Here is a 24,743-nt window from a genome sequence, read left to right on the forward strand (position 1 = left end):
GAAGGATTCGAACCTTCGAAGGCAGAGCCGTCAGATTTACAGTCTGATCCCTTTGGCCGCTCGGGAACCCCTCCACAAGTGCGAGGCGCATACTAACAGATCTTCCGGTTTTGTGAACCCCCAAGCAGGATTTTTCCATTAAAAGAATTGGATTTGTGGCCGATAACCAGTGAAATCGCCATTTTCGAGAGTTATCTCATGCTGCCCAGTTCAATCCGTAATCACCTGCTCGTCGATGAGGGCCAGTTGGGGCAGCGCCTCAACCGTGACCTGCAACATGGCGATCGGGCGGATTTCCGGTTGCATCTGGCCCTGCTGACCGACGCGGTGGAGGAGCAGCCCTGGTTTGATGCCAAACCGGCGGCCACTTCCCAGAGCCGTGACTGGCGTATGCACTTTGACCTGAGACCGGCAGAGGTGCTGGTGGCTGAAGGGGCTGGGAGTGACTGCAGTGCCATCAATGAGCGGTTGCAAAAGGGGGGAAGCATGGTGGATGTGCGGCTCTGGCTGGCGCTGCAAACGCCGCCGCTGGCGGTCAAGCAATCCTTGCTGGATGAGGCTGTCTACGACAACCTGTCACCGCTGGCGCGGGAGCGGTTGCAAGGAAAGCTGGCCGATGTGCCGAGGCAGGAGGATCCGCTGGTATTGCTGCCGATCCTCGATCGTTTGCAAGAGGGGGTGGATACCCGGTTGCACTGGCTCAGTTGATGGCGCCTGTTCACTGGTGTAACGCGATGCTTGTCGGAAAATCACAGGCAACAAAAAGGCGGGTAACCCCGCCTTTATGCTCTTTGGAATTTTTAGCCTTGCGGCATGCTATCAAGCGTCAGCTTCATCCGGTTGCGGCTGCTCTTTGAGCGCGGCATTGGCACGACGGGCAATCGGCTTTTCGGTGTGACGGTTGAGTTGGCGCTCCAGTTTTTGCCCCAGTTCGTTGATGGCGGCGTAGAGATCCTCATGCTCTGCCTGGGCAAACAGTTTGCCGTTGGGGATGCCAGCACTGGCTTCGACAGTGAACATCAGACGCTCTTTGGAAACAATCACATGGGGTGTGATGAGAGGCACCTGAAGACGTTCGAGCTTTTCAAAACGGGATTCGATGCGCTCGCGGATAGCCGGGGTGATGTCGATGATTTTGCTGGTAATTTCGATTTTCATATTGGCCCCCTTCGGGTCGTCTTGCTTGTGTCTTCACCTTCAGATTACTCATTGGTAAAGATTGAAACGTGATCCATGTCACATAAAATTCCCTTGGCTATTCAGCAACTTATAAATTGTGATCTTTTCCGGTTTCGTGCCAAAAACAGCTTGAGCTCCATGAAACTGGCAGGCAGTATGACGGGAATAGGATCGTTTCTGTCCCTTCTTGGCAGCACTTCGTGTCGACCTCATGTCCGGTTTCCACTGCTTGATATCGCATGTTTGTACTCTTCCCTCGCAACCTCTGATCTCATGAGCGGATGCAGGGGGCGTTGCTATGCCTGATTGGACATCAAACGTGGTTGGTTGTTGTGTTGGAGTGGTAAATGAAGCAGCAGGCCACGCAAGTCATGTGGTTTTTCGATCGGCAACATGATCAGTGGAGTCTCTCTGATCAGGAGGCCTACCAGCAGTGGCAAGGGGAGGGCAATCATCCCTGGGCCGCTCGCCTGTTACCGGAAGATGAGGCAGGCTTTGCCGACTTTCTTGTCCGGCTTCATGAATCACATCTGCCTGAGCAGTTCATCGGTCATCTGAAAGATGATCAGGGGCAGCTCAACCATGTGCTCTGGAGCGGCCAGTTTGTGCCCACCCAGCAGATCTGCTGTGGCTGGCTGGCCCCTCTTGATACCGCCAACAGTGCGGTCTCCTCCCTCAATCTCTCTTTGCCGTTGCTGCAAACCACCCTGCTCACCCAGTTGGCGCAGGCGCTCTCTGCCCGCACCGGGCTCGATTTCTTCAATACCCTGGTCAGCCAGTTGGCCCATATCCTCAAGGTGGATGCGGTCTGGGTGGGTGAGTTGTGCGGTGCCGACCGGGTCAAAGTGCTGGCCGCCGACGGGCTGGCGCAGAAGGATTATCCGCTGGCGGGATCCCCCTGTCAGGAGCTCTACAAGCAAGGGGCCATCTGTTTCGAGGTGATCGACCAGTCGCAGGAGTATCAACCCTGGCTGGCGGCCGGGCAGACTTACTACGGTCAGCCGCTGTTTGATGCCAGAGGCCAACTTCTGGGCCATCTGGCGCTGCTCTATTCGGCTCCGGCAGATACCAGCAACCTCACCTCGGTACTCAATACCTTTTCGGTACGGATGGTGGCCGAGCTGGAGCGCCTGCAATCAGATGCCCAGATGCGCCTCTCTGCCGTTGCATTCGAGACCCACGAAGGGATCATCATCACGGATCCGGGGTTCAAGATCCTGCGGGTCAACAACGCCTTCAGCCAGATCACCGGCTTTGACAGCCAGTCGGTGCTGGGCCTGCATCTGGAAGAGGATCTCTGGCCAAATCTGGGTGGGCTCGGTTACGAGCTCAATACCCTCAGCCGCTGGCAGGGGGAGACCCAGCGTCGCCATGTCGATGGTCACTCCTATCCCCAGTGGGAGATAGTGACGCCGGTGCAGGACGAGAAGGGGGTGATCAGCCACTTTGTCATCTGCTTCGAGGATATCTCCGAGCGCAAGGCGGCCGAGCGACGCATTCAGGATCTCGCCTATTACGACGAGCTGACCGGATTGCCCAATCGCCGTCAGCTCCACGAGACTCTGGTGCAGACCTTCAACGAGGCGACCCGCGATGGCTTGATTGGCGCCCTGCTCTTTATCGATCTCGATCACTTCAAGACCATCAACGACTCCCTCGGCCACGCTACCGGTGACTGGCTGCTCAAGGAGGTCGCCGCCCGTCTCAAACGGTTGGTGCGACAGGGGGATTGTCTGGCCCGCCTCGGTGGTGACGAGTTTGTGCTGCTGCTGCCATCGCTCTCGGCCAGCCCGCCCCAGGCGGAGATGCAGGCCGATATCATTGCCGAGCGGCTCATCACCGAGATTGCCGCTCCTTATACCTATGTGGGGCAGGTGCTGCACATCGGCGCCAGCGTTGGCATTACCCTGTTTCCGGATCGGGAGCAGGGGGTCGATGATCTGCTCAAGCAGGCGGATACCGCCATGTATCAGGCCAAGTCCGCTGGCCGCAAGACCCGTCGCTTCTTCGATGCCTCGATGCAGCAGCAGGCGGATCGCCGTTTGCTCATTCACAACGAATTGCGCAACGCCCTCAGCCAGCAAGAGCTGACCCTCTACTATCAGCCCCAGCATATGGTCGATGGCGGCGATATCATTGGTGTCGAGGCGCTGATCCGCTGGCAGCCAGCCGGTCGCTCGCTGGTCTCGCCGGCCGAATTTATCCCCATCGCCGAGGAGACGGACCTGATTGTCGATATCGGCAACTGGGTGCTGCACGAGGCGTGCGCCCAGTATGTGCTGTGGGAGGAAAACGGCATCCACATTCCGCAGATCTCGGTCAACGTCAGTGCCAAGCAGTTCCATGCCACCGATTTTGTCGAGCGGATCCACGATGTGTTGGCGCAAACCGGCATGGATCCGGCCTGCCTCAATCTGGAGATCACCGAGTCCGTGGTGCTGGGTCATGCCGAGGACACCATCAGCAAGATGACCGAGCTCAAGGAGCTCGGCATCAGCTTTGCCATCGACGATTTTGGCGCCGGTTACTCCTCCCTGAGCTACCTCAAGCGGCTGCCTGCCGATGAGCTCAAGATCGACCGCTCCTTCATTCAGGACATCCCGAAAGATGGCGACAACATGGCCATCGTCGAGGCGGTGATCGCCATGGCTCGACATATGGGGTTCAACGTCACGGCGGAAGGGGTGGAATCCCGCCAGCAACTGGAGTTTCTCAAGGCGCAGGGGTGCAGTTTCTATCAGGGCTATCTCGCCTCCAAGCCGCTGCCGGTGCCCTATCTGGAGAAATATGTACAGCGGCTGACCAGACCGGAGCAACTGCGTGAAATGCAGCTGAGCGAGGCAGAAAAATAGTCCTTGCTCCCCGCTGTAGCGCTGCCCGGCAACGGGTAGAATGAGAGGCAGTAGACCCACCGCCAGCGGGCGGTGTATTGCCCTCAATGGAGATGCTCAGTGAAAGCTGTATGGGGAATTGTTTTGTCGGCGCTGTTCGTGCCGACCCTGATGGCGCAGACTGCCGACCAGACGCTCTACCGTCAGGCGTATGACGCCGTACGGGCCAATGATCAGGCCCGTTTCCAGCAAATTCGTGCCCGGTTGACCCATTACCCCCTGCTCCCTTACCTCGATTACTATCAGCTCGCCTTTCGTCCGGGGGCGGCGGATTACAACGATGTGACCCGCTTTATCCGCCAGCATGGAGATACCCCCCAGTCCAACCGGCTGGAGCGCAGCTATCTGACCTATCTGGCCCAGAGCCAGCAGTGGTCGCAGTTCCTGCGCTTCTATCCGGCCAAGCCGAGCTCCACCGATCTGCTCTGCATGCACTATCAGGCGCTCTATTACACCGGCAAGCCGAAAGAGGCGTTGCAGGGGGCGGGCAAGATCTGGATGAGCGGTCAATCCCGTCCCGATGCCTGCTCCCCGCTGTTCCAGCTGTGGCAGGCATCCGGTCAGCGAACCCAGGAGAAGATCTGGCAGCGGATGACGCTGGCGTTCGAGGCGGAAAACCCCAACCTGATCCGCCACCTTGGCGCAACCCTGGGTAGCGGCTTGCAAAGCTATGGCGATCAGATGGTGACCCTGTTCGAGCAGCCTGCCAAGGCGATGAACCCGGCCTATTTCAGCAGCAATCCTTATTCTCGCAAGCTGCTCTCCCTCGGTTTGACCCGCTATGCCAATCAGGAGCCGGAGTCGGTGCTGCGCCAGCTTGCGCTGTTTCGCAGCCGTTTCGGCCTGACCCAGGCCGAGGTGAAACCGGTAGAACGTGCCATTGCCCGCCGCCTGCTGCTGGATCGCTCCATTGCCCAGCGTAGCTGGGTCGACAGCACGGTGAAAAAGCTGGCGGATCCCGACATTACCGAGCTGCGGGCGCGACTGGCCATCTGGGAGCAGGATTGGCGTGGCCTCTCCGGCTGGGTGAAGATGATGCCGATGGCCCGTCAGAAAGAGGATCGCTGGCGCTACTGGATGGCGCGCTCCCTTGAGGTGCAGGGGCAGCAAAAACCGGCGCGGGATCTCTATCTGGAGACCGCCAACCTGCGCGGTTTCTACGGCTTTATGGCCGCCCAGCGCACCGGCGTGCCCTATCGCATCAAGAACCAGAGCGTCAAGCATGTACCGGACTGGCGCACGGCCAGCCAGCGCTGGCCCTTCCTGTTGCGGGTGCGCGAATTGCTCTCGATGAACGAGATTGCGGCGGCCCGCTCGGAGTGGATCCACAACATGGATCGCAATCCGGTGGCCCAGCGCATCGAGTTTGGTCATATCGCCCTCAATCAGGGGTGGCACGAGCTGGCCATTCTCGCCAGCATTCGCGCCGAAGCGTGGGATGCCCTCGACCTGCGCTTCCCGCTGCCGCTCAAGCGCACCTTCTCCCAGATGGCGCAAGAGCGCACCATGAACACCAGTTTGCTCTATGCCATTTCCCGTCAGGAGAGCGCCCTCTATCCGCTGGCCCAGTCGCCGGTGGGGGCGCGCGGTCTGATGCAGCTGATGCCTGCTACTGCCAAAGAGACTGCCGGCAAGCTGGGGGTGCCCTATCGCAACGAGCAGCAACTGTTTGATCCGACGATGAATATTCGTCTGGGGAGCGCCTATCTCAAGCGCTTGCTGGATGTCTATGACGGCAACCGGATCTTGGCGGCTGCCGCCTACAACGCCGGGCCGGGACGGGTAAAACGCTGGCGAGAGCAGAGTGACAACAAGCCGATGGACGTGTGGGTCGAGAGCATCCCCTACAAGGAGACCCGCAACTACGTGCAAAACGTGTTGTCGTTCGATCTCATTTATCAGCACAAGCTGCAGCAGCCGCTGCGCTTCATGTCAGAGCGGGAGCTCAATCACGCCTATTGAGTCGGGGGCCGCCAGCCGGCCCCTGTTTTCAAATTTCCCTGCTGCCGGGTATCATCGGGTAAGGTTTTGTTACCAAAGGAAACATGCCTGGTGACCTGGCTCCGGGAATTGCATCAGGCCGCAGGGTATACTCGGGCGTCGGCACCGACAGGTTCCCCCACAATAAAGGAATGGATAGTGGCAACGATTAAAGACGTTTCTCAGCTGGCAAATGTGTCTATCTCCACCGTGTCGCGGGTTATCAACAACACGGCACAGGTAGCACCGGAAAAGCGTGAGGCCGTACTGGCGGCCATGAAGGAACTGAATTTTCGACCCAACAGTTTTGCCCAGGCACTGGTCAGCAAGCGTTCCAACTGCATTGGCGTGCTGGTTGGCGACCTCTGCGGCGGCCCCTTCTTTGCCCAGATGATGCGTGGCATCGAAACCATGGTCGATCAGGCCAACAAGTTCACCATCGTCATGTCTGGCAACCACGATATCGCGCGCGAGCGTCACGCCATTCAGGCGCTGCTGCAGCGCCAGTGCGATGCGCTGATCCTCCACAGCAAGGCGCTTCCGGACGAGGAGCTGAGCGAGCTGGCGGCAGGCTCTACCCCCATCGTGTTTATCAACCGTCAGGTGCCGGGCTTTGAGGATCGCTGCGTCTGGCTCGATAACCAGGCGGGGATCACCACCGCGTGCCAGCACTTGTTGGATGCCGGTCATCGCAACATCGCCTTTATCACCTCCGATGATGAAGAGTTTGTAGATGGTCAGCAGCGGATGGCCGGTTACACCCAGACCCTGGCCAGAGCCGGGATCGCCTTTGATCCTGCACTCGTCAGCCGCGCCTTTGCCGACGAAAATGGCGGCTATGTGGCGATGAGTGAACTGCTGGCCCGTGGTGTCGAGTTCACGGCCGTGCTCGGTTTCAACGACGGCATGGTGGCGGGGGCGATCTCTTGCCTGCTGGAGCGGGGTTACAAGATCCCGCAGCAGGTGTCGGTGGTGGGGTTCGACGATATCCCCTACGCCCGCTACATCTATCCCAAGCTCACCACAGTGCGCTACCCCATCGAGGAGATGGGCAGCCGCGCTGCTGAACTGGCGCTGCGCCTGCTCGATCACAAGCCGGTAGACGGCCTGGCGCTCAAGTTTGAAGCCCAGCTGGTGGAGCGTGAGTCAGTCGCCTGACGTGCGTCAAACAGTGAACAACAGTGTGGCCCCATCGGGGCCACACTGTTTTCTGAGTTATCTGAATAATCCGCCATTTATCCTGCCAGGGCGATCCGCTGCTGGCGGCGCGCCTCAACCCCTTCTGCCACCATATCGAGCAGCTGCCTTGTCTGTTCCCAGCCGATGCAGCTATCGGTGATCGACAGGCCGTAGCGCAGCGGTTTGCTGCCGATATCCTGACGCCCTTCACAGATAGAACTTTCCACCATGATGGCGGCGATGGCATGGCTACCAGCACCCAGCTGGTCGGCAATGTCACGGGCAACCAGCAGCTGGCGGGCATGTTGTTTCTGGCTGTTGCCGTGGCTGCAATCGATCATCAGGCGAGGGGAGAGATGATGCTGGCGCAGCAGCTCGCCAGCCTCTGCCACATGACTGCTCTGATAGTTTGGCTGGCGGCCACCGCGCAGGATCAGGTGGCAGTCGGGGTTGCCATGGCTGCGCACCAGTGCCAGCTGGCCATCACCGGAAGGCTGGGTATAGAGGTGGGCCGCCCGGCTGGCGAGGATCGCCTCGACTGCGATCCGGATATTGCCATCGGTGCCGTTTTTAAAGCCGATGGGGCAGGGAAGGGCCGAGGCCAGCTGGCGGTGGAGCTGGGATTCGGTGGTGCGAGCGCCAATGGCACCCCAGCTGATGAGATCCCCCAGATAGAGCATGCTGGTGAGATCGAGAAATTCGGTGGCACAGGCGAGCCCTTCCTGTCCAAGTGCAAGCAGTAACTCCCGGGCCTGGGATAGTCCCTTTTCAAGTTGATCGCTGCCATCGAGGTCGGGATCGAAGATAAATCCTTTCCAGCCGAGCGTCGTGCGCGGCTTTTCGAAATAGGTGCGCATCACCAGTTGCAGCTGCTCCCCGTATTGGCCCTGCAGTTCAGCGAGCTGGCCACCATAGTCGCGGGCGGCGGCCGGATCGTGAATGGAGCAGGGGCCGATCACCAGCAGCAGGCGGTCGTCCTCTCCCTGCAGAATATGGCGGGCTTGCTGGCGGCTGTGTGCGATTTGGCGAGCGAGCCGTGCCGGACAGGGTCTGGCCTTTAACATCTCGTCAGGGGTGGGCAGGGTGGCAAGGGGTGAAGCATTCAGAAGTGAGGTGAACATGAGCGATCCTGATGAAAATGGAAATCTGCATGCTCTTTGCTGTCCAGTGGGGATCTTCCCCTTATTCTCTTGGTTAACAGAGCGCGGGCATGGGCCCGCGCTGTTGGCTTTATGAGCTTTAGAAGCGGGCTGAGCCGCTGACGTAGTAACTGCGACCCGGTTCGACGTTCTGGAAGACGGTGTCTTTCTCTTGCAGGCGCACGTCGGTCAGGTTGTTGATCCCCAGTCGCAGGTCAAAGTTCTCGGTGACCTTGAAGCCGGTGCCGAGATCGAAGGTCTGATAGCTGGGCAGCTTGTGCAGTACGACAACCTTGTTGACGGTCTGCTCGGCAAACTGGGTGCCGGTGTAGGTGGTGCCGACAAAGGCATTGACCCGCTCGGTGGCCTGCCAGGTGATCTTGGCATTGGCCTTGTGCTCAGGCCGCTCGGGCAGAGCCTGGCCCTGATCGCCTTCAGCCTTGAGGTAGGTGTAGTTGGCGCCGAGGTTGATATCGTCGGTCAGATTGAGCTTGCCGGTCAGTTCCAGCCCCTTGGTGGTGGCTTTCTCCAGGTTGTACCAGGTGCGGTCAGTGGAGTTCGGCAGCTGTTTGAAGGTGAGCATGTCGTCGATATCGGAGTAGAAAAGGGTGGCGCTGGTCTCCCAGATCCCTTGCCCTGCGATGACGCCCAGCTCGTAGTTGGTGCTGGTTTCCGGCTTGACCTTGTCGCTGCCATAGATGCGGCAACTGCCGCCGCAGCTCTCGATGCTGTAGCCATTGGAGTACTGGTGCGGTGCCGGCGCCTTGAAGGCCTGGCTGACACCGCCTTTGACGGTCACCACATCGTTCAGCTCGTACACCAGATAGCCGCGCGGGGTGAAGTGACTGCCGTAGATCTCGTGGTGATCGTAACGGCCGCCCAGAGTCAGGGTCAGGCTGTCGGTCAGGCCGATCTCGTCCTGAGCAAACAGTGCCTCTTGGGAGTGACTCTCTTTACCGCCGATATCCTTGTAGCTCACCGCATCCACCAGCTCCCGATCCAGATATTCACCACCCAGGGTCAGGTAGTGGTTGGCCAGCGCCAGGTTGGTGTAGCCCTTGAGGGTGAAGGTGTTCTCCTCCAGTTCGCGATGCTGCGGGGCCGAGTAGCTGGTATTGAAATCATCGATCTGGGAGCTTTCATAGTTGGCCATGACGGTGGTGTCACCCCAGCTCCAGTTCCCCTTGTGAGTCAGGCCAAACAGGTTGCGATCGTTCTGCTGCTGGCGGCTGTGCACCTTGTTGCCGGTCTTGCGGAAGATATCGAGGGGGCGCTCATCCTGGTTGTAGAGATAGTCAAACTCGAAGCGCTGCTGCTCATCCACCAGCCAGCTCAGGGTGGAGGCAAAGTTGCGGGTCTGCTTGGCTTCGATGAGCGGAATGCCATCGGCCGCTTCGGTGGGGGTCCAGGCTTGACGGTCATACACCTCGCCGTTCATCCGGATCAGCAGGTTGTCGGTCAGCGGGCCGGTAAAGCCCAGGTTGGTTCTGTGCTGATCGCCGCCATCCTTGCCCTCGATGGCTTTGAAGTCGGCATCGGCTGCCCCTTGCCAGGTTTTGCCCGGCTGCTTGGTGATGATGTTAATGACACCGCCGATGGCATCGGAGCCGTAAAGTGCCGACATGGGGCCGCGGATCACCTCGACCCGCTGGATCATGCCAAGGGGGACCGGGGTGTTGTCGAAGTTGCCACCGCGCCACAGGGCATTGGAGGAGGAGAGGCGTTTGCCATCCACCAGCACCAGGGTGTACTTGCCGGACATGCCACGAATACCGATATCGCTGCGGCCATTGGTATCGGTCTCGGCCTGGATGCCCACCTCGTGGCGCAGCAGGTCGGCAAGGTCATTGACCGGTGCGGCCTTGATCTGTTCGGCACTGATAACCGAGATGGATGCGGGGGCCGAGCGGGTATTGTGCGCCGTGGTGGTGACAGTGATCACCTCATCAGCTTGAGGGGCGTTGCTGGCGGCGATTGCTTGCTGGGTCAGCAGGGTGACTATGGTGGTGGCCAGCAGGCTGGGGGCAATAAAACGGGAGGTTGAGGATTTCATTATTTACATCTTCCATAACATTCAAATGATAAGCGTTATCATTATCAAGTTGAATTTGCTCCGATCGCAACTCTTTTTTATCAATGATGTTCGGTTTCGTTCGCCCCTCTTTTTTGACTAAAAAGAAGTTGATGAAATTGATTCTCATTTGTGTTGATCGTTTTTTCACTCCTTGTTAGGATGCCGCTCACCCTGCGACAGGGTGGGTCAAATGACTCACTTTTTGTCGTTTCAGGCAGTGATTCATTCCAAGGAGTAGCACCGTCATGTGTGACCATGCACTGGAAGGAGAGTGGCCCGCCGCAACTGCCGGGCTGGATAAAGTGTGCTGTTTTGCCAGCGGTGACAGGGTACTGGTCGCCTCCGGTATCCACGACAGTTTTACCGGCATCCCGCCGGAGAAGCTGCTCGCCCATCTGCGTCAGTTGCGCCAGCAGGGGATGGTCAATCCCATCGCCATCGGCGCCATTCCGTTTGATACCCAATCCCCCTGGCATCTGGTGATCCCGGCGCAATCGCAGTGGGTCAAACGGGATGCGTTGTTACCCGCCCGCTGTTGCCAGCTCCATGGCGAGGTGAGCGAAGTGACCGGCTCTGCCCACTATCAGGGGGCGGTACGGGCAGCGTTGCAGCAGTTCAGCGAGGGGCAACTCGAGAAAGTGGTGTTGTCGCGCGCCATTGATGTGCAGAGCGCAGAGCAGACCTCCCCCGCACACGCCTATGGCTCTCTGCTGGCCCAGAATCCGGGCGCCTATGTGTTCCAGATCCCGCTGCCGGAGGGGGAGACCCTGCTTGGCGCGAGCCCCGAGCTGCTGGTATCACGCAGTGAGATGGAAGTGGTGAGCAATCCGCTGGCGGGCTCCCGTCCGCGCCACGCGTTTTCCGATCAACAGGTGGCAAGTGCCGAACTGCTGGGGGCCCAGAAGGATCGCTATGAACATGCGCTGGTGGCCGATGCAGTCGCTGCGGCCCTCGCTCCCTTCTGCCGCGAGCTGGACGTCCCCCTGGAGCCGCAGGTGATCGCCACTCCTACCATGTGGCACCTCTCGACCCGCATCGCCGGACGGCTCCATGAGCCCTCTCCCGTGCTGGCTCTGGCGCTGGCGCTGCACCCGACGCCAGCGGTATGCGGCACGCCGCTCTCGGCAGCACGTCAGGCCATCGCCCGGCTCGAGGGGTACGATCGCCGCTTCTACTGCGGCGCCGTCGGCTGGATGGATGCCGATGGTAATGGCGAGTGGGTAGTCACCATTCGCTGTGGCGTGCTGGCTGGCAGGCAACTGCGGCTTTATGCTGGCGCCGGGGTCGTGGTGGGCTCCTCGCCGGAAGCGGAGTGGCAGGAGACCGCCGCCAAGCTTGGCACCATGCTGCGGGCGTTTGGCCTCGAGAGCCGGGAGCCGGAGGTAACTGCATGAAGCCGCTGGTACCCTTTACCCCCTGGCCCGCCGAGCTGGCTGCCCACTACCGGGCACAAGGTTGGTGGCGCGGACAACCGCTCACCGCCCTGCTCGATGACTCCGCCGAACGTTATCCCGAGCGCACGGCCCTGATCTGCGGCGAGCGCACCCTCAGTTATGGCCAGTTAAAGCGTGAGGTCGATGCGCTGGCGGCGGGGCTGGCAGCGCGCGGGCTGGGCCATGGCGATACCGCTCTGGTGCAGTTGCCCAACTGCGCCGAGTTCTATATCTGCTGGTTTGCCCTGATCCGCTGCGGCGTAGTGGCTGTGCACGCCCTCTACAGCCATCAGCGGCGCGAGCTGGTAGCCTTTGCCCGCCAGATTGAGCCTGCCTTGCTGGTACTCAGCCCCTCTCACCCCGGCTATGCCGGTGAAACGGGAAGCCTTGTGGCCCTTGACGAACTGGTGGCGCCTTCTTGTCAGATACTGCTGTTCGAGCAGGCAGAAGGCTCCGATCTTCAGTCAGGATTTGCATGGTGTCAGCCTGACCCCATAGCCCGTGCTGATGGTTCGCCGCTGACGGCCATCGCGCCAACTCCTGCCGATCAGGTCGCCTTTTTCCAGCTCTCCGGCGGCAGCACCGGCACCCCCAAACTGATCCCCCGTACCCACGATGACTATGGCTACAGCGTGTGCCAGAGCGTAGCGGTGTGCGGCTGGGATGAGCGGGTGATCTATCTCTGTGCCCTGCCTGCGCCCCACAATTTTCCCCTGAGCTCCCCCGGCGCACTCGGGGTGTTTTATGCCGGTGGCTGCGTGGTGCTGGCAAAGGATCCTTCCGCAGCAACCTGTCTGCCGCTGGTGCAGCGCCATCAGGTCAACTGGGCGGCATTGGTGCCACCGGCTCTGGCGCTCTGGCTGGAGGCGGCCAGCCACTATTCGCAGACCTCTCTGGAGTGTGTGCAGGTGGGCGGTGCGCGCCTCAGCCCGGCTCATGCCGAGGCGGTGGCGAGCCGCCTTGGTTGCCGCTTGCAGCAGGTGTTCGGCATGGCCGAGGGGCTGGTCAACTACACCCGCATCGAGGATGACCAGTGGCACATCGTCAATACCCAGGGCCGTCCAATGAGCCCGGGTGACGAGGTGGAGGTGCGAGGCAGCGACGGGCGCCCCTTGCCCGATGGCGAGTGCGGCGAGCTCTGGACGCGTGGCCCCTACACCTTTCGCGGCTACTTCAAGGCTGATGCCCACAATCAGCGTGCTTTTGATCGGGACGGTTTCTACTGCACCGGCGATCTGGTCTGCCGCTTGCCCGGCGGCCATCTGATGGTGGTGGGACGCAACAAGGATCAGATCAACCGGGGCGGAGAGAAGATCGACGCCCTCGAGATTGAAGAGCTGTTGCTGACCCACCCGGAAGTGCGGCAGGCGGCGCTGGTCGCCATGCCTGATCCCATGCTCGGGGAGCGCAGCTGCGCCTTTCTGATGTGCCGCGAGCCCCTCAATCTGCCCCGCTTGCGCCGTTTCCTGCGCGAGCAGGGGGTAGCCGATTACAAACTGCCCGATCGCCTGGTGCTGGTGGAGCAACTGCCCCACACCCCGGTCGGCAAGATAGACAAACAGACGCTGCGCGAGCAGCTCGCCAAGGAGTGTGCATGACCATTCAATCCCTCGCCGCCTATCCGCTGCCTACCGCCGAGGAGCTGCCCACCGGGCGGGTGAACTGGCCCTTCGAACCGGGCCGCGCCGCCTTGCTGGTCCACGATATGCAGCACTATTTCGTCGACTTCTACGGGCCGGACAATCCGCTGATCAATCAGGTCATCGACCATATCGCCACCCTGATCCGTCAGGCGCGTGCTCTCGGCATGCCGGTGGTCTATACCGCCCAGCCCGCCGAGCAGAGCCAGGCCGATCGGGCGCTGCTCAACGACATGTGGGGGCCCGGATTGACCCGAGCGCCGGAGCGTCAGCCGATTGTTTCGGCGCTGGCCCCCGAGCCGCAGGATACGGTGCTGACCAAGTGGCGCTACAGCGCTTTTTGCCGTTCACCGCTGGCCGAGCTGATGGCCGGATGGGGGCGGGATCAGCTGGTGATCTGCGGCATCTACGGCCATATCGGGGTGATGCAGACGGCGGTCGATGCCTTTATGCGGGATATCCGCCCCTTCCTGGTGGCAGATGCCATCGCCGACTTTTCCCGCGAAGATCATCTGCTGGCGCTCTCCTACGTCAGCCGCAATGCCGGTCGGGTGATTACCGTGGCCGAGGTGATGGCGGCCAGCAAACGCCCCCTGATTCGCGAGTCGCTGCGTGCTCAGGTGTTGGCGCGGCTGCCCGCCGAGATGCAGCATGAGCAGCCCACCGAGGATGACAACCTGCTCGACTACGGTCTCGACTCGCTGGCGGTGATGGGGCTGGTGGAAGAGTGGCATCAGCAGGGGCTGGTGGTGGAGCTGGCCGAGCTGGCTCGCACGCCGACCCTGGCCAACTGGTGGGCGCTCCTCTCCCGTCAGCTGAATGTCAGTCAGGACACGGCTTATCAGGCCAACGAAGAGCACGTCAGCGAACCGGAGTGCACCCCATGAGCGAGTGGCAAGGCAGAACCGTCTGGGTGACCGGCGCGGCGCAGGGAATTGGCCATGCGGTGGCGGGCACCTTTGCCGAGGCAGGGGCCAGCGTGGTGGCGTTCGATCTGCAACTGGCCGAGGCACTGCCCGGCAACGTGAAGGGAGTGGTGATCGATGTGAGCGACAGCGAGGCTGTGACCCGCTGCTGCGAACAGCTGCTCGACGAGGGGCTGGGGCCCGATGTGCTGGTCAATGTCGCGGGCGTACTGGCGACCGGCAGGATCGATGAGGTGGATGACGCCCTCTTGCAGCGCACCTTTGCCATCAACACCTTCGCCCCCTTCTACCTGATGCGAGCCCTGACCCCGTGGTTTCAGGGACGGCGCAGGGGCGCCATCGTCAATGTCTCCTCCAATGCCGGTCGGGTGCCGCGAGTGGGGATGGGCATCTATGGCGCCTCCAAGGCGGCGCTGACCAGCCTGACCCGAACTGCTGGGTTGGAGCTTGCCCCCTACGGCGTGCGCTGCAATCTGGTGTCGCCGGGCTCGACCCGAACCCCGATGCTGTACGGCATGTGGCAGGAGGGGGAACAGCGCGAAGGGGAGCTGCGCACCATCGCGGGCCTGCCTGGGCAGTTCAAGCTGGGGATCCCCCTTGGCAAACTTGGGACCCCCGACGAGGTGGCTGCCTGCGTGCTGTTTCTCGCCTCTAATGCCGCCAGCCATATCACCCTGCAGGATCTGGTGGTCGATGGCGGTGCCACTCTGGGGGTCTAGCCCGCGCGCAGCCGATCTGGCAGGTGTGACACTCTACTTTATGGAGGAGGCCTGGCCTCCTCGCTTTTCAGCCATACGGGCAGGGGCAAGCCGCTGCCCGCTCTATGTTTGCGCAAGGACATTCCCATGGAACAGACAATGGCGATGCGCGCCACCCATCAGCGTGGGGAGCAGCCGCGCTGGTCGCTTACCACAGCTCAGGCGGGCATCTGGTTTGCCCAGCAAAAATATCCGCAGAGCCCCGCCTGCAATACCGGCGAGTACTGGCTGCTGGAGGGGGCGCTGGCTCCCCATCACTTCACCCGCGCTGTGCGTCAGACCATCGACGAGATCCCCGGTCTGCACTGCGCTTTTGTGGCCACTGCCGATGGCCCTCAGATGGTGGCCAACCCCGCCTGCTGGCAGCTGACCGAGCGGGATCTGCGCAGCGAAGCCGACCCGCTCGCAGCCGCGCAGGCCGAGATGCGTGCACAGCTGGCCGTCCCCTTCAATCTGGCCGGGGGGCCGCTGTTTGCCACCATCCTTTATCGCCTTGACGAGCAGCAGTGGGCCTGGTTTATCGCTGTACACCATATTGCCATCGACGGCTTTGGCCTGAGCCTGCTCTGCCAGCGGGTGGTGAGCTGGTATGAGGCGCTTTGTGCCGGCGAGCAGCCTGCCTCCTGCCGTTATGCGACTCAGCAGGAGTTGCTGGCCGAAGAGGCGGCCTATCAGGATTCGCCGCGCGCCGCGCGGGATCGCGATTTCTTCACCCAACAGCTAGCTGGGGTGGAGAATCCTGCGTCGCTCTCCCGCCGCTCGGCGCAAGGGCCGGGCCCCACATATCGTCTTGAGCAGCGGCTGGCTGGCCGCCAGTGGCAGGCACTGGTAGAGCGGGCGAGTCGCTCGGCCTGTCACCCCTACAGCTTGCTGCTGGCGGCAGTGGCCAGCTATGTGCAGCGAATGAGCGGCGCTGGCGAGGTGGTGCTGGGTATTCCGCTGATGGGGCGGCTGGGCTCAGCGGCGGCCGATACCCCTTGCATGAAGGTCAATGTGGTGCCCCTGCGCATCGAGCTGAGCGGCACCAGCCGGGTAGGGGAGTTGCAGGCACAGGTCGAGCGGCAATTTGCCGCCCTGCGTCGTCATCAGGGCTGCCGTCAGGAGTGGTTGCAACAGCGTCAGCCGGGCCAGCCGCTGTTTGGCCCTCAGGTCAATCTGATGCCCTTTGCCCGTACCCTCAGCTTTGGTGAAGGACACAACCAGGTACGTGGCGAGGTGCAGGTGCTGGCGGCGGGGCCGGTGGAGGAGTGCGCCTTCTATTTTGCCGAGGAGGCAGGCGCGATGACCCTGACCCTAGAAGCACATCAGGGGCGCTTCAGCCAACAGGAGAGCGAACGTCATCTGGCCCGGCTAGTAGCCTATCTGGCGGCCTGGAGTGAGGCGGGTGACGAGGCCCTGGCAGTGCGCTTGCCGCTGCTGCTGCCCTGTGAGCAGGTTGAGCTGGCGCGCTGGAACCAAACCGACCATCCGTTGCCGACCACCACCCTGAGCGCACTACTGGCCGAGGGGCTGGCGGCGGCAGATCAGAGCGTCATCGCGCTGGAGTGTGGCGCCGAGCGCTGGAGTGTGGCCGAGCTGCGCCAGCGTACCCGCCAGCTGGCCAGCTATCTGGCGGGGAGGGGCGTGGGCCCCGGTTGCCGGGTGGCGGTGGTGATCCCGCGCTCTTCCGAGCTTATTCTCGCCCAGCAGGCCATCATGGCGGTGGGGGCCGTCTATGTACCCGTTGACCCGGACTACCCGGCGGAGCGGATCGGCTACATTCTCGCCAGCAGCGATCCTGCGCTAGTGCTGACCAGTCGCACCTTGCGGATGCCGCTCGATGTGGTCGCGCCACTTGTCTGCCTCGATGCCCCCGGTGTGGCTGAGCAGCTGGCGACGATAGAAGTAGCGGGGATAGCACCTTGTGATCTGCCAGCCCCCAAACCGGAAGATGCGGCCTACATCATCTACACCTCCGGCTCGACCGGTCGGCCCAAAGGGGTGGTGGTGAGCCATGGCGCCATCGTCAATCGGCTGCTCTGGATGCAGCACATGTATCCCATCGGCCCGGCGGATCGGGTGCTGCAAAAGACCCCGGCCGGTTTCGATGTCTCCATCTGGGAGTTTTTCTGGCCCTTTATGACCGGTGCGCGGCTGGTGCTCGCCAAACCGGGCGGCCACAAGGATCCCGCCTACCTTGCCGAGCTGATTGAGCTGGCGGGGATCACCACCTTGCACTTTGTCCCCTCCATGCTGCAGATCTTCGTCGCACAAGCCGAGCTTGCATGTTGCAGGTCACTGCGGCAGGTCTTCTGCTCCGGCGAGGCGCTGCCCGCGGATCTGGTGCAGCGCTGGTATGGAACATTTTCAGCCCCCCTGCACAATCTCTATGGCCCGACCGAGGCGGCGGTGGATGTCACTTGGTACCCCTGCCGGGCAGACGAGGCGGTGACCAGCGTGCCCATCGGCTATCCGGTCTGGAATACCAGCATCCACATTCTCGACCCCTGGTTGCAGCCGGTGCCCCCCGGTGTGGCGGGGGAGCTCTGGATCGGCGGCGTGCAGGTGGCGGATGGCTACTTTGGTCAGCCCGGGCTCACCGCCGAGCGCTTTATTGCCAACCCCTTCGGAGCGAGACGGCTCTATCGCAGCGGCGATCTGGCCGCCTGGCGCGAGGATGGCGCCATCGAGTATCTGGGGCGCCTCGATTTTCAGGTGAAGATCCGTGGTCAACGCATCGAACTGGAAGAGATCGAGCAGGTGCTGCTGCGCCATCCCCGGGTGGCGCAGGCGGTGGTGCTGGCCCCCGAATTTGCCCCCGGCGATCGCCGTCTGGTGGCCTATGTGGTGGCCACAGATAGCAGCGAGTTGACGCTGGCCGAGCTGGTCCCCACCCTTGGCGCCGCCTTGCCCGATTACATGGTGCCGGGGCTCCTGGTAAACCTGGCTGAGCTGCCGCTCACCCCCAATGGCAAGCTGGATCGCAAGGGGCTGCCGCTGCCCGACATGGCGTCGGCGGTGGGTCAGTCGCTGCCGAAAACCCTGCTGGAGGAGCGGCTCTGTCGCCTCTTCGCCGAGGTTCTGGGGCTGGCGCGGGTCGGCGCCGACGATAACTTCTTTGCGCTCGGTGGCCACTCCCTGCTGGCGGCGCAGCTGGTGGTGCGCATTGAAGAGTCGACCGGACAGGCGCTCACTTTGGCCAGTCTGTTCGAAGCGCCGAGCCCAGCCCAGCTGGCGCGTCGTCTTGGCGGCGAGCGGGAGGCCATGCCCATGCTGTTGCCCCTGCGGGCGCATGGTACGCAGTCCGGCACATCGTGCCCCACCCTCTTTTGCGTCCACCCCGCAGGGGGGCTCGGCTGGTGTTATGCGCCGCTGGTGCCCCATCTGCCAGCCGACATGGCGGTCTATGCCTTGCAGGCAAGGGCGCTCTGCCAATCGGATGCGCCGCTGCCTGCCAGCTTCGACGAGTTGGCCCTCGATTATGTGACCGAGCTGCGCCGTCAGCAGAGCGAGGGGCCCTACTGGCTGCTCGGCTGGTCACTCGGGGGCATGCTGGTGCACCGGATGGCCGCCATGTTGCAAGAGCAGGGAGAAGAGGTGGCCATGGTGCTGCTGCTCGATGCCTACCCCTGTCAGCAGTGGCAGACCCAGCCGTTGCCTGACGAGCAGCGGATGCTCGATGCGCTGCTGCGGATGGGGGGGATTGCGGTTGCGGACGAGGCGCTGGACTCCCTCACTCGAGACGAGGTGGTGGCCCGACTGGGGGCGGAGGGGAGTGCGCTGGCCATGCTCGACGAGCAGGTGGTGAGCGCCATGATTGAGCTGGTGGGCCACAACAACAGGCTGATCCGTGAGCCGGTCGACTATTGCTACCACGGGGAGGTGATCTTTATCGAGGCGTCAGCCTCTCGCCAGCCCTGGCTGGATGGACGTGGTTGGGAGCCGCTGACAAAAGGGGAAATCCGCTATGAGCGCTTCCCCTGTCTGCATCAGGAGATGGTGCATCCCGACTGGCTGGCGAAGATCGGCGCCCTTATTTGTGAGCGGGTCGATGGGGTCGGGCAGCAACCGCACATCCGGCAGGAGGAGGACGCATGACCCCGGTTGCCGCCATCCGGGAAGCCTTGCAGGCGGGCAAGCTGGTAGGGCTGGGGGAGCCGCACTGGCACCCGGATTTTATCCGGCGCCAGCACGCTTGGCTGTGTGATCCGGCGCTCTGGGGAGTCATGACCGATCTGGTGCTGGAGTGCGGCAACCGCCGCCATCAGAGCTTGCTCGATGCCTGGCTGACGGGGCAGAAGAGCTGGCAGGGTGAGCCGCTGACGCTGGCACGGCTCTATCCGGTCTGGCTCGACTCCTGTGCCTTTCCCGCCTGGATGGCCCCCGAGTTTCCGGCCTTCTTTGCCGCCCTGCGCCAGAGCAATCTGGCGCGCCCCGAACATGTGCGGCTGCGGGTGCATCTCTGCGAGCCCTTATTCGAGTGGCAGGAGATGAGCCCGGAGCGGTGGCAGCAACACAACAGGGGGCGGGATCAGGCGCTGGCCGACTATCTTCTTGCACTTCCCGCCCGCGGCGTGGTGGTGCTGGCAGGGGCGCGCCATATGCTCAAAGTCGCAGGGGATCCCCACTTTGCGCAACCGACGCTGGGCCAGTTGCTGGAGGCCGCACGGCCGAGTTGGCTGCAGGTGCTTCATCCTTGGCCAATGGCTGATGGAAAGGGAGATGAGAAAGAGGAGCGAGTGTGCGAGCTGGCCGGGATCGCGACTGCCGACCTCTATCCCCACTGGCCGACGCATCCGCCGCTGGAGACTCTTATCGACAGGTTGGTGCGCGTGGCTGACCGGGGACGGGAGATGCGAATTTGCCCGACCTTGCTGGCCGAGCCCTGGCGTAGCCACTTGCTGAGTCGCGTTCACTTGCTGCCAGTTGGCATGGCCCGCCAGCTGCAACACTGGCTGGCGTAACTGCTGGTTGGAGTAACGGCTGACTGAAGTAACTCAATGGGGGAGCAAGGCTCCCCTTTTCATATTTGGCATCCTGCGTTCAGTGCTGCAAAGTTGCACCATTTACGGTATACCTTGCCACTCATCGCCGAAAATTCATCTCCTTCGCTACTTTAAAGAAGTTTCTACTGGTCTTACCTGAGTAAATCCCTTTGCTTTTTATTTAACAAGGTATTTACATCTAGGTGTCACCAGCATCGGTGACGCTCACAACGGCAAGGAGCCAGTTATGACCCATGTCGACATCCCTTTCCTTCGTTACCTCGATGCGGAAGGGTGCCCGGTCGCCACCTTACCGACCTGGCTGGACAAGGCGATACTGCACACCTTCTACCGCAATATGGTGATGGTGCGCAGCTATGACAAAAAAGCGATTGCGCTGCAACGAACCGGCAAACTCGGTACTTTTCCCTCCCATCTCGGCGCAGAAGCCGTGGGGATTGGCATTGGTCTGGCCATGCAGCCGCAGGATGTCTACGTTCCCTACTATCGAGACATGCCCACCCTCTATGTGCGGGGCGTGCCGATGGAGAAAAACCTGCAATATTGGGGGGGGGACGAGCGGGGGAGTTATTTTCTCAAACCCGATGGGACTCCCTCTGAAGATCTCCCCATCTGCGTCCCCATCGCCACCCAGATCACCCACGCCTGCGGTATTGCCTCGGCTTTCAAACTGCGTAATCAACCGCGGGTTGCCGTAGTCACTATCGGCGACGGCGGCACCTCCAAGGGGGATTTTCTGGAGGGGCTGAACTGCGCCGGGGTCTGGCACCTGCCGATGGTCATCATCGTCAACAACAACCAGTGGGCTATCTCGGTGCCGCGCAAGCTGCAATCGAGCGCTCCTACGCTGGCCCAGAAAGGGATTGGTGCCGGGGTGCGCAGTCTGCAGGTGGATGGCAACGATGTGGTCGCGGTCTACGATGCCGCGCGCAGTGCCGTCGAACGGGCCCGCAGCGGCAAGGGGCCGACCCTGATAGAAGCGGTCAGTTATCGCCTCGGCGATCACACCACGGCCGACGATGCCACTCGTTATCGCGATGGGGCCGAGGTCGAGGCCGCCTGGGCCAAGGAGCCGGTCAAGCGGCTGCGCCAGTTTATGCACAGCCAGGGCTGGTGGGATGAAGAGCAGGAGCAGAGCCTGCTGGCGGAAGCCACCCGGGAGGTAGAGCAGGCGGTCGCCCGCTATGAGGCGATGGCGCCCCAGCCGCCGGAGGCGATGCTCGATTATCACTACGCCAGCCTGCCCACCGAACTCTTGCCCCAGCGCGAGCGAGTCATTGCCAAGGGGATGAAGCAGGAGGTTGGCCATGAGTGAGATCAGTTTGCTGGAAGCGGTCAACATGGCCCTTCACTACGAGATGGAGCACGACCCTGATGTGGTGGTACTCGGCGAGGATGTGGGAGTCAACGGCGGGGTGTTTCGCGCCACAGTGGGACTGCGCGATAAGTTCGGTTTCAAGCGGGTGATCGACACGCCGCTCGCCGAGGGATTGATCGCCGGGGTGGCGGTTGGCATGGCCACTCAGGGGCTCAAGCCGGTGGCTGAGTTCCAGTTTCAGGGTTTCATCTTCCCCGGGATGGAGCAGATCATCTGTCAGGCGGCGCGGATGCGAAACCGCACCCGTGGCCGCCTCTCCTGTCCCCTCGTCTATCGCTCCCCGTATGGCGCGGGCATCCATTCGCCGGAGCATCACAGCGAGAGTGTCGAGGCGCTGTTTGCCCATATTCCCGGGCTGCGGGTGGTGATCCCCTCCAGCCCGAGGCGTGCTTATGGCCTGCTGCTATCGGCCATCCGCGATCCGGATCCCGTGATGTTTTTCGAACCGGACCGCATTTATCGCTCGATGAAATCCGAGGTGGTGGATGACGGTGTCGGCCTGCCGCTGGATGTCTGCTTTACCCTGCGCCCGGGCCGGGATATCACGGTAGTGGCCTGGGGAGCCTGCATTCAGGAGGTGATGCGGGCGGCGAACCTGTTGGCCGAGCAGGATATCCAGTGTGAGGTGCTGGATCTGGCCACCATCAAGCCGCTGGATATGGAGACCATCCTCACCTCGGTACGCAAGACCGGCCGGTTGCTGGTGGTACACGAGGCGTGTGGCAGCTTCGGGGTCGGGGCCGAAATTGTGGCGCGGGTGACCGAGCAGGCACTCCCCAGCCTCAAGGCGCCGCCCAAACGGCTGACCGGCGTGGATGCCGCCGTTCCCTACTATCGCAACGAAGCGTATTACCTCATCACCGAGCAGGATATCGCCGATGCCGCTCACCAGCTGATGGAGAACCAGTGGCTATGAAATTTTTCAAATTACCGGATCTGGGTGAAGGGTTGGCCGAAGCCGAGATCGTCGAATGGAAGGTGAGTGCCGGTGATACCGTCGCGGTCGATCAGGTGCTCTTGTCGGTGGAAACGGCCAAGGCGCTGGTGGATGTACCCTCTCCGGTGGCCGGGGTGATCGCCCGTCTCTGCGGCGCCGAGGGGGATATCCTCCATATCGGTGCGCCGCTGGTGGAGTTCGAGGGGGGCGAAGATGATGGCACCGTGGTGGGCAAGGTGAGCGCCCATCAACAACATATCGAGGATCACTTCGTGGTGGGGGCCATTGCCCCGGGTGGCACGCTGGTACAAGCCATGCCAGTGGTGCGCCTGCTGGCACAAAAACTGGGTCTGGATATCGACCGGATCAAGGGAAGTGGCAGCGGCGGCATGGTGACCGAGCTGGATGTGCAGCAGGCATTCGAGTCACAGCAGAGCAGTGGCAACGAATTCCTCAAAGGGTCGCGGCGTGCCATGGCCAAGGCGATGGAGCTCTCTCATCAGACTGTGGTGCCGGTCAGCATCACCGATGAGGTGGATTTGCGTCACTGGCGGCCTGATGAGGATGTGACGGTGCGCCTTATCAAGGCCATTGGCGTGGCGTGCCGCGCCGAGCCCTCGATGAATGCCTGGTTTGATGGCGACACCCTGTCACGGCGGCTGTTCAAAGAGGTCAATGTGGCCATCGCGGTGGATTCAAAGCATGGCCTCTATGTGCCGGTGATGGAGAACGTGGCCGAGCGGGAGGGGGCAGATATCCGGCAGGGGCTGGATCGGATGATCGCTGATGTTAAGGCGCGCGCCGTGCCGCGCGAGATGTTGCAGGGGGCGACCATTACGCTCACCAACTTCGGCGCCATCGCAGGCCGTTATGCCAGCCCCATCGTCACGCCGCCGCAGGTGGCCATCATAGGGGCAGGCAAACTGTTCGAAAAAGTGGTGTTCATCCATGGTGAAGCGCGTCCCGTCAGGGCATTGCCGCTGTCGATGACATTTGACCACAGAGCCTGTACTGGCGGGGAGGCGGCTCGTTTTCTCAGAGCGCTGGTCGAAGCGTTGGAAGCAGCCACCTTATAACGGTTTGTGCCCTGCCGTTGGCAGGGCACAAATTTGTTTGCGTAATCTACAAAGCCACGTATAATCCAAACCAGCTTGAAAGGGCGATAGTTATGTCAATGAATACGATGTTTCACATCTTGTCCTGTTGTTCATAAGTTAATCCCGTTTTTTGAGCTTTACCCGCTGAAAAGCATAAGTAATTATTTTGAATACAGGTTTAAAAGATATGTCTAACATGATCACCGGTACCGTTAAGTTTTTCAACGAAACCAAAGGTTTTGGCTTCATCCAGCAAGAAAACGGCCCGGACGTTTTCGTTCACTTCAGCGCCATTCAAGGTAACGGTTTCCGTACCCTGGCTGAAGGTCAGCGCGTACAGTTCTCTGTGACCCAAGGTCAGAAAGGCCCGCAGGCTGAGAACGTAACCGCTCTGTAATTCTTACAGAATTTAAGAAAGCCGTGGTACCTCTGGTGCCACGGCTTTTTGTTTATCTGGCTTCTGCTACTGACTCCCATGTGCTGAATCATGCTGTTATCGCTCCTGCTTGCTGCCACCTTGACTCTGACGTCCGATGCGCCGGTACCGGTTCAATCCGCGATGGAAGCGCAGGTGATCTGCCAGCAATTCGTCCAGGTCCGGATGGGCACTGCACAGCAACCCGATGAGGTGAATGCGCGACTGGTGCCTGAAAGGGAGGGGGAGTGGCTGGTGGATGGCAAAGTAAAAGGACCCGAAGGTCCTTTGCTGTTTGCCTGTCATCTTCACCAAGGGGAGCGCTGGGAGCTACTCAACTTTTCGCTCTGGGCACCACAGCCGGTCAAAGCGGTTTGAGTGCAACCAGCAGATGTTGCAGGTGTTCAACCATGGTCATGCCAAACGGGGTGAGATAGCCGCCATCTTCTGCGCTGATGAGCCCCTGTTGGTGCAGACGGGCTGCCGCCTGGCACAACTCTTCAGACATATCGCTGCGTAATTTAATCCCTAGGCTCATGTTGGCCGGATCAAAGCATGCCAGTATTTTCAAATCGTTCACGAATTCGTTAGAAACCTGGTCGATCCCAATCATGGATTTACTCCTTACGCTAAAGATGTATGCAAACTAGCATCCCCGGATCCACTTTAGTGGGCGCTGGCTCAAATTATTGATCTTTGGCTGGATGCTGCGTTTCAAATGCTGTTTTTTTC

At 61.3% G+C, this 24,743-nt stretch carries 19 protein-coding genes; 15 read left to right on the forward strand and 4 right to left on the reverse strand.

Annotated features, from left to right (window positions below; all coding sequences use genetic code 11):
* The first annotated feature begins 198 nt into the window (after positions 1 to 198).
* Positions 199 to 708, forward strand: coding sequence for a VC2046/SO_2500 family protein (locus G5380_RS17895; protein ID WP_421258549.1), 510 nt, complete (start codon positions 199 to 201; stop codon positions 706 to 708).
* A 111-nt stretch (positions 709 to 819) separates the two neighbouring features.
* Here the strand turns inward: G5380_RS17895 and hpf are convergent, their stop codons facing one another.
* A complete protein-coding gene (gene hpf / locus G5380_RS17900; RefSeq protein ID WP_005334257.1) occupies positions 820 to 1,158 on the reverse strand; it encodes a ribosome hibernation-promoting factor, HPF/YfiA family in 339 nt (112 codons plus the stop codon).
* Positions 1,159 to 1,526: 368 nt separating this feature from the next.
* Between hpf and G5380_RS17905 the strand changes: the two genes are divergently transcribed.
* From G5380_RS17905 to G5380_RS17915, 3 genes are all read left to right on the forward strand, one after another.
* Positions 1,527 to 4,031, forward strand: a complete 2,505-nt coding sequence (locus G5380_RS17905; RefSeq protein ID WP_421352952.1) for a putative bifunctional diguanylate cyclase/phosphodiesterase — start codon at positions 1,527 to 1,529, stop codon at positions 4,029 to 4,031.
* Positions 4,032 to 4,130: 99 nt separating this feature from the next.
* Positions 4,131 to 6,032 (forward strand): transglycosylase SLT domain-containing protein, encoded by a 1,902-nt coding sequence (locus tag G5380_RS17910; RefSeq protein ID WP_040066126.1) that lies wholly within the window; start codon positions 4,131 to 4,133, stop codon positions 6,030 to 6,032.
* A gap of 177 nt (positions 6,033 to 6,209) precedes the next feature.
* Complete coding sequence (locus G5380_RS17915; protein WP_040066127.1) at positions 6,210 to 7,208, forward strand: LacI family DNA-binding transcriptional regulator; 999 nt, start codon at positions 6,210 to 6,212, stop codon at positions 7,206 to 7,208.
* 77 nt (positions 7,209 to 7,285) lie between these two features.
* On the opposite strand, the gene G5380_RS17920 is transcribed toward G5380_RS17915, so the two are convergent.
* Positions 7,286 to 8,350 (reverse strand): 3-deoxy-7-phosphoheptulonate synthase, encoded by a 1,065-nt coding sequence (locus G5380_RS17920; RefSeq protein ID WP_421352953.1) that lies wholly within the window; start codon positions 8,348 to 8,350, stop codon positions 7,286 to 7,288.
* Positions 8,351 to 8,468: 118 nt separating this feature from the next.
* Entirely contained in the window at positions 8,469 to 10,421 is a 1,953-nt protein-coding gene (locus G5380_RS17925) for a TonB-dependent receptor domain-containing protein (RefSeq protein WP_421352954.1), read from the reverse strand.
* A 266-nt stretch (positions 10,422 to 10,687) separates the two neighbouring features.
* Here G5380_RS17925 and G5380_RS17930 point away from each other — a divergent pair, with 266 nt between their 5' ends.
* The 11 genes from G5380_RS17930 (at position 10,688) to G5380_RS17980 (ending at position 24,389) form a co-directional block, all read left to right on the forward strand.
* A complete protein-coding gene (locus G5380_RS17930) occupies positions 10,688 to 11,836 on the forward strand; it encodes an isochorismate synthase (protein WP_421352955.1) in 1,149 nt (382 codons plus the stop codon).
* Positions 11,833 to 13,473 (forward strand): (2,3-dihydroxybenzoyl)adenylate synthase, encoded by a 1,641-nt coding sequence (locus tag G5380_RS17935; RefSeq protein ID WP_421352956.1) that lies wholly within the window; start codon positions 11,833 to 11,835, stop codon positions 13,471 to 13,473. The genes G5380_RS17930 and G5380_RS17935 overlap by 4 nt, the downstream gene beginning before the upstream one ends.
* Positions 13,470 to 14,402, forward strand: coding sequence for an isochorismatase family protein (locus G5380_RS17940; protein ID WP_421352957.1), 933 nt, complete (start codon positions 13,470 to 13,472; stop codon positions 14,400 to 14,402). The genes G5380_RS17935 and G5380_RS17940 overlap by 4 nt, the downstream gene beginning before the upstream one ends.
* Positions 14,399 to 15,160 carry a 2,3-dihydro-2,3-dihydroxybenzoate dehydrogenase gene (gene dhbA / locus G5380_RS17945; RefSeq protein WP_421235716.1) on the forward strand — a complete coding sequence of 254 codons (762 nt, stop codon included), beginning with the start codon at positions 14,399 to 14,401 and terminating at the stop codon, positions 15,158 to 15,160. The genes G5380_RS17940 and dhbA overlap by 4 nt, the downstream gene beginning before the upstream one ends.
* Before the next feature lie 126 nt (positions 15,161 to 15,286).
* The gene (locus tag G5380_RS17950; RefSeq protein ID WP_421352958.1) at positions 15,287 to 19,276 is read left to right on the forward strand and encodes an amino acid adenylation domain-containing protein; all 3,990 of its coding nucleotides are present in this window, start codon (positions 15,287 to 15,289) and stop codon (positions 19,274 to 19,276) included.
* Complete coding sequence (locus G5380_RS17955; RefSeq protein WP_421352959.1) at positions 19,273 to 20,142, forward strand: hypothetical protein; 870 nt, start codon at positions 19,273 to 19,275, stop codon at positions 20,140 to 20,142. The genes G5380_RS17950 and G5380_RS17955 overlap by 4 nt, the downstream gene beginning before the upstream one ends.
* A 268-nt stretch (positions 20,143 to 20,410) precedes the next feature.
* Entirely contained in the window at positions 20,411 to 21,499 is a 1,089-nt protein-coding gene (gene pdhA, locus G5380_RS17960; protein ID WP_279485772.1) for a pyruvate dehydrogenase (acetyl-transferring) E1 component subunit alpha, read from the forward strand.
* On the forward strand, positions 21,492 to 22,478 hold the full coding sequence (locus G5380_RS17965) for an alpha-ketoacid dehydrogenase subunit beta (protein WP_021231077.1): 987 nt from the start codon (positions 21,492 to 21,494) through the stop codon (positions 22,476 to 22,478). The genes pdhA and G5380_RS17965 overlap by 8 nt, the downstream gene beginning before the upstream one ends.
* Positions 22,475 to 23,575, forward strand: coding sequence for a dihydrolipoamide acetyltransferase family protein (locus G5380_RS17970; RefSeq protein WP_421352960.1), 1,101 nt, complete (start codon positions 22,475 to 22,477; stop codon positions 23,573 to 23,575). The genes G5380_RS17965 and G5380_RS17970 overlap by 4 nt, the downstream gene beginning before the upstream one ends.
* A 208-nt stretch (positions 23,576 to 23,783) precedes the next feature.
* A complete protein-coding gene (locus G5380_RS17975; RefSeq protein WP_005302803.1) occupies positions 23,784 to 23,993 on the forward strand; it encodes a cold-shock protein in 210 nt (69 codons plus the stop codon).
* A 90-nt stretch (positions 23,994 to 24,083) separates the two neighbouring features.
* Positions 24,084 to 24,389 carry a hypothetical protein gene (locus G5380_RS17980; protein ID WP_421312006.1) on the forward strand — a complete coding sequence of 102 codons (306 nt, stop codon included), beginning with the start codon at positions 24,084 to 24,086 and terminating at the stop codon, positions 24,387 to 24,389.
* Here G5380_RS17980 and G5380_RS17985 read toward each other — a convergent pair.
* Positions 24,376 to 24,624: a TIGR02647 family protein gene (locus G5380_RS17985; protein ID WP_005334209.1), complete on the reverse strand. Its 249-nt coding sequence runs from the start codon at positions 24,622 to 24,624 to the stop codon at positions 24,376 to 24,378. The two genes, G5380_RS17980 and G5380_RS17985, sit on opposite strands and share 14 nt — an antisense overlap.
* Between the last annotated feature and the right edge of the window lie 119 nt (positions 24,625 to 24,743).

Origin of the sequence: Aeromonas sp. 604443 (genome assembly GCF_049170315.1) — a bacterium.
In the GTDB taxonomy this organism is placed as follows: domain Bacteria; phylum Pseudomonadota; class Gammaproteobacteria; order Enterobacterales; family Aeromonadaceae; genus Aeromonas; species Aeromonas veronii_A.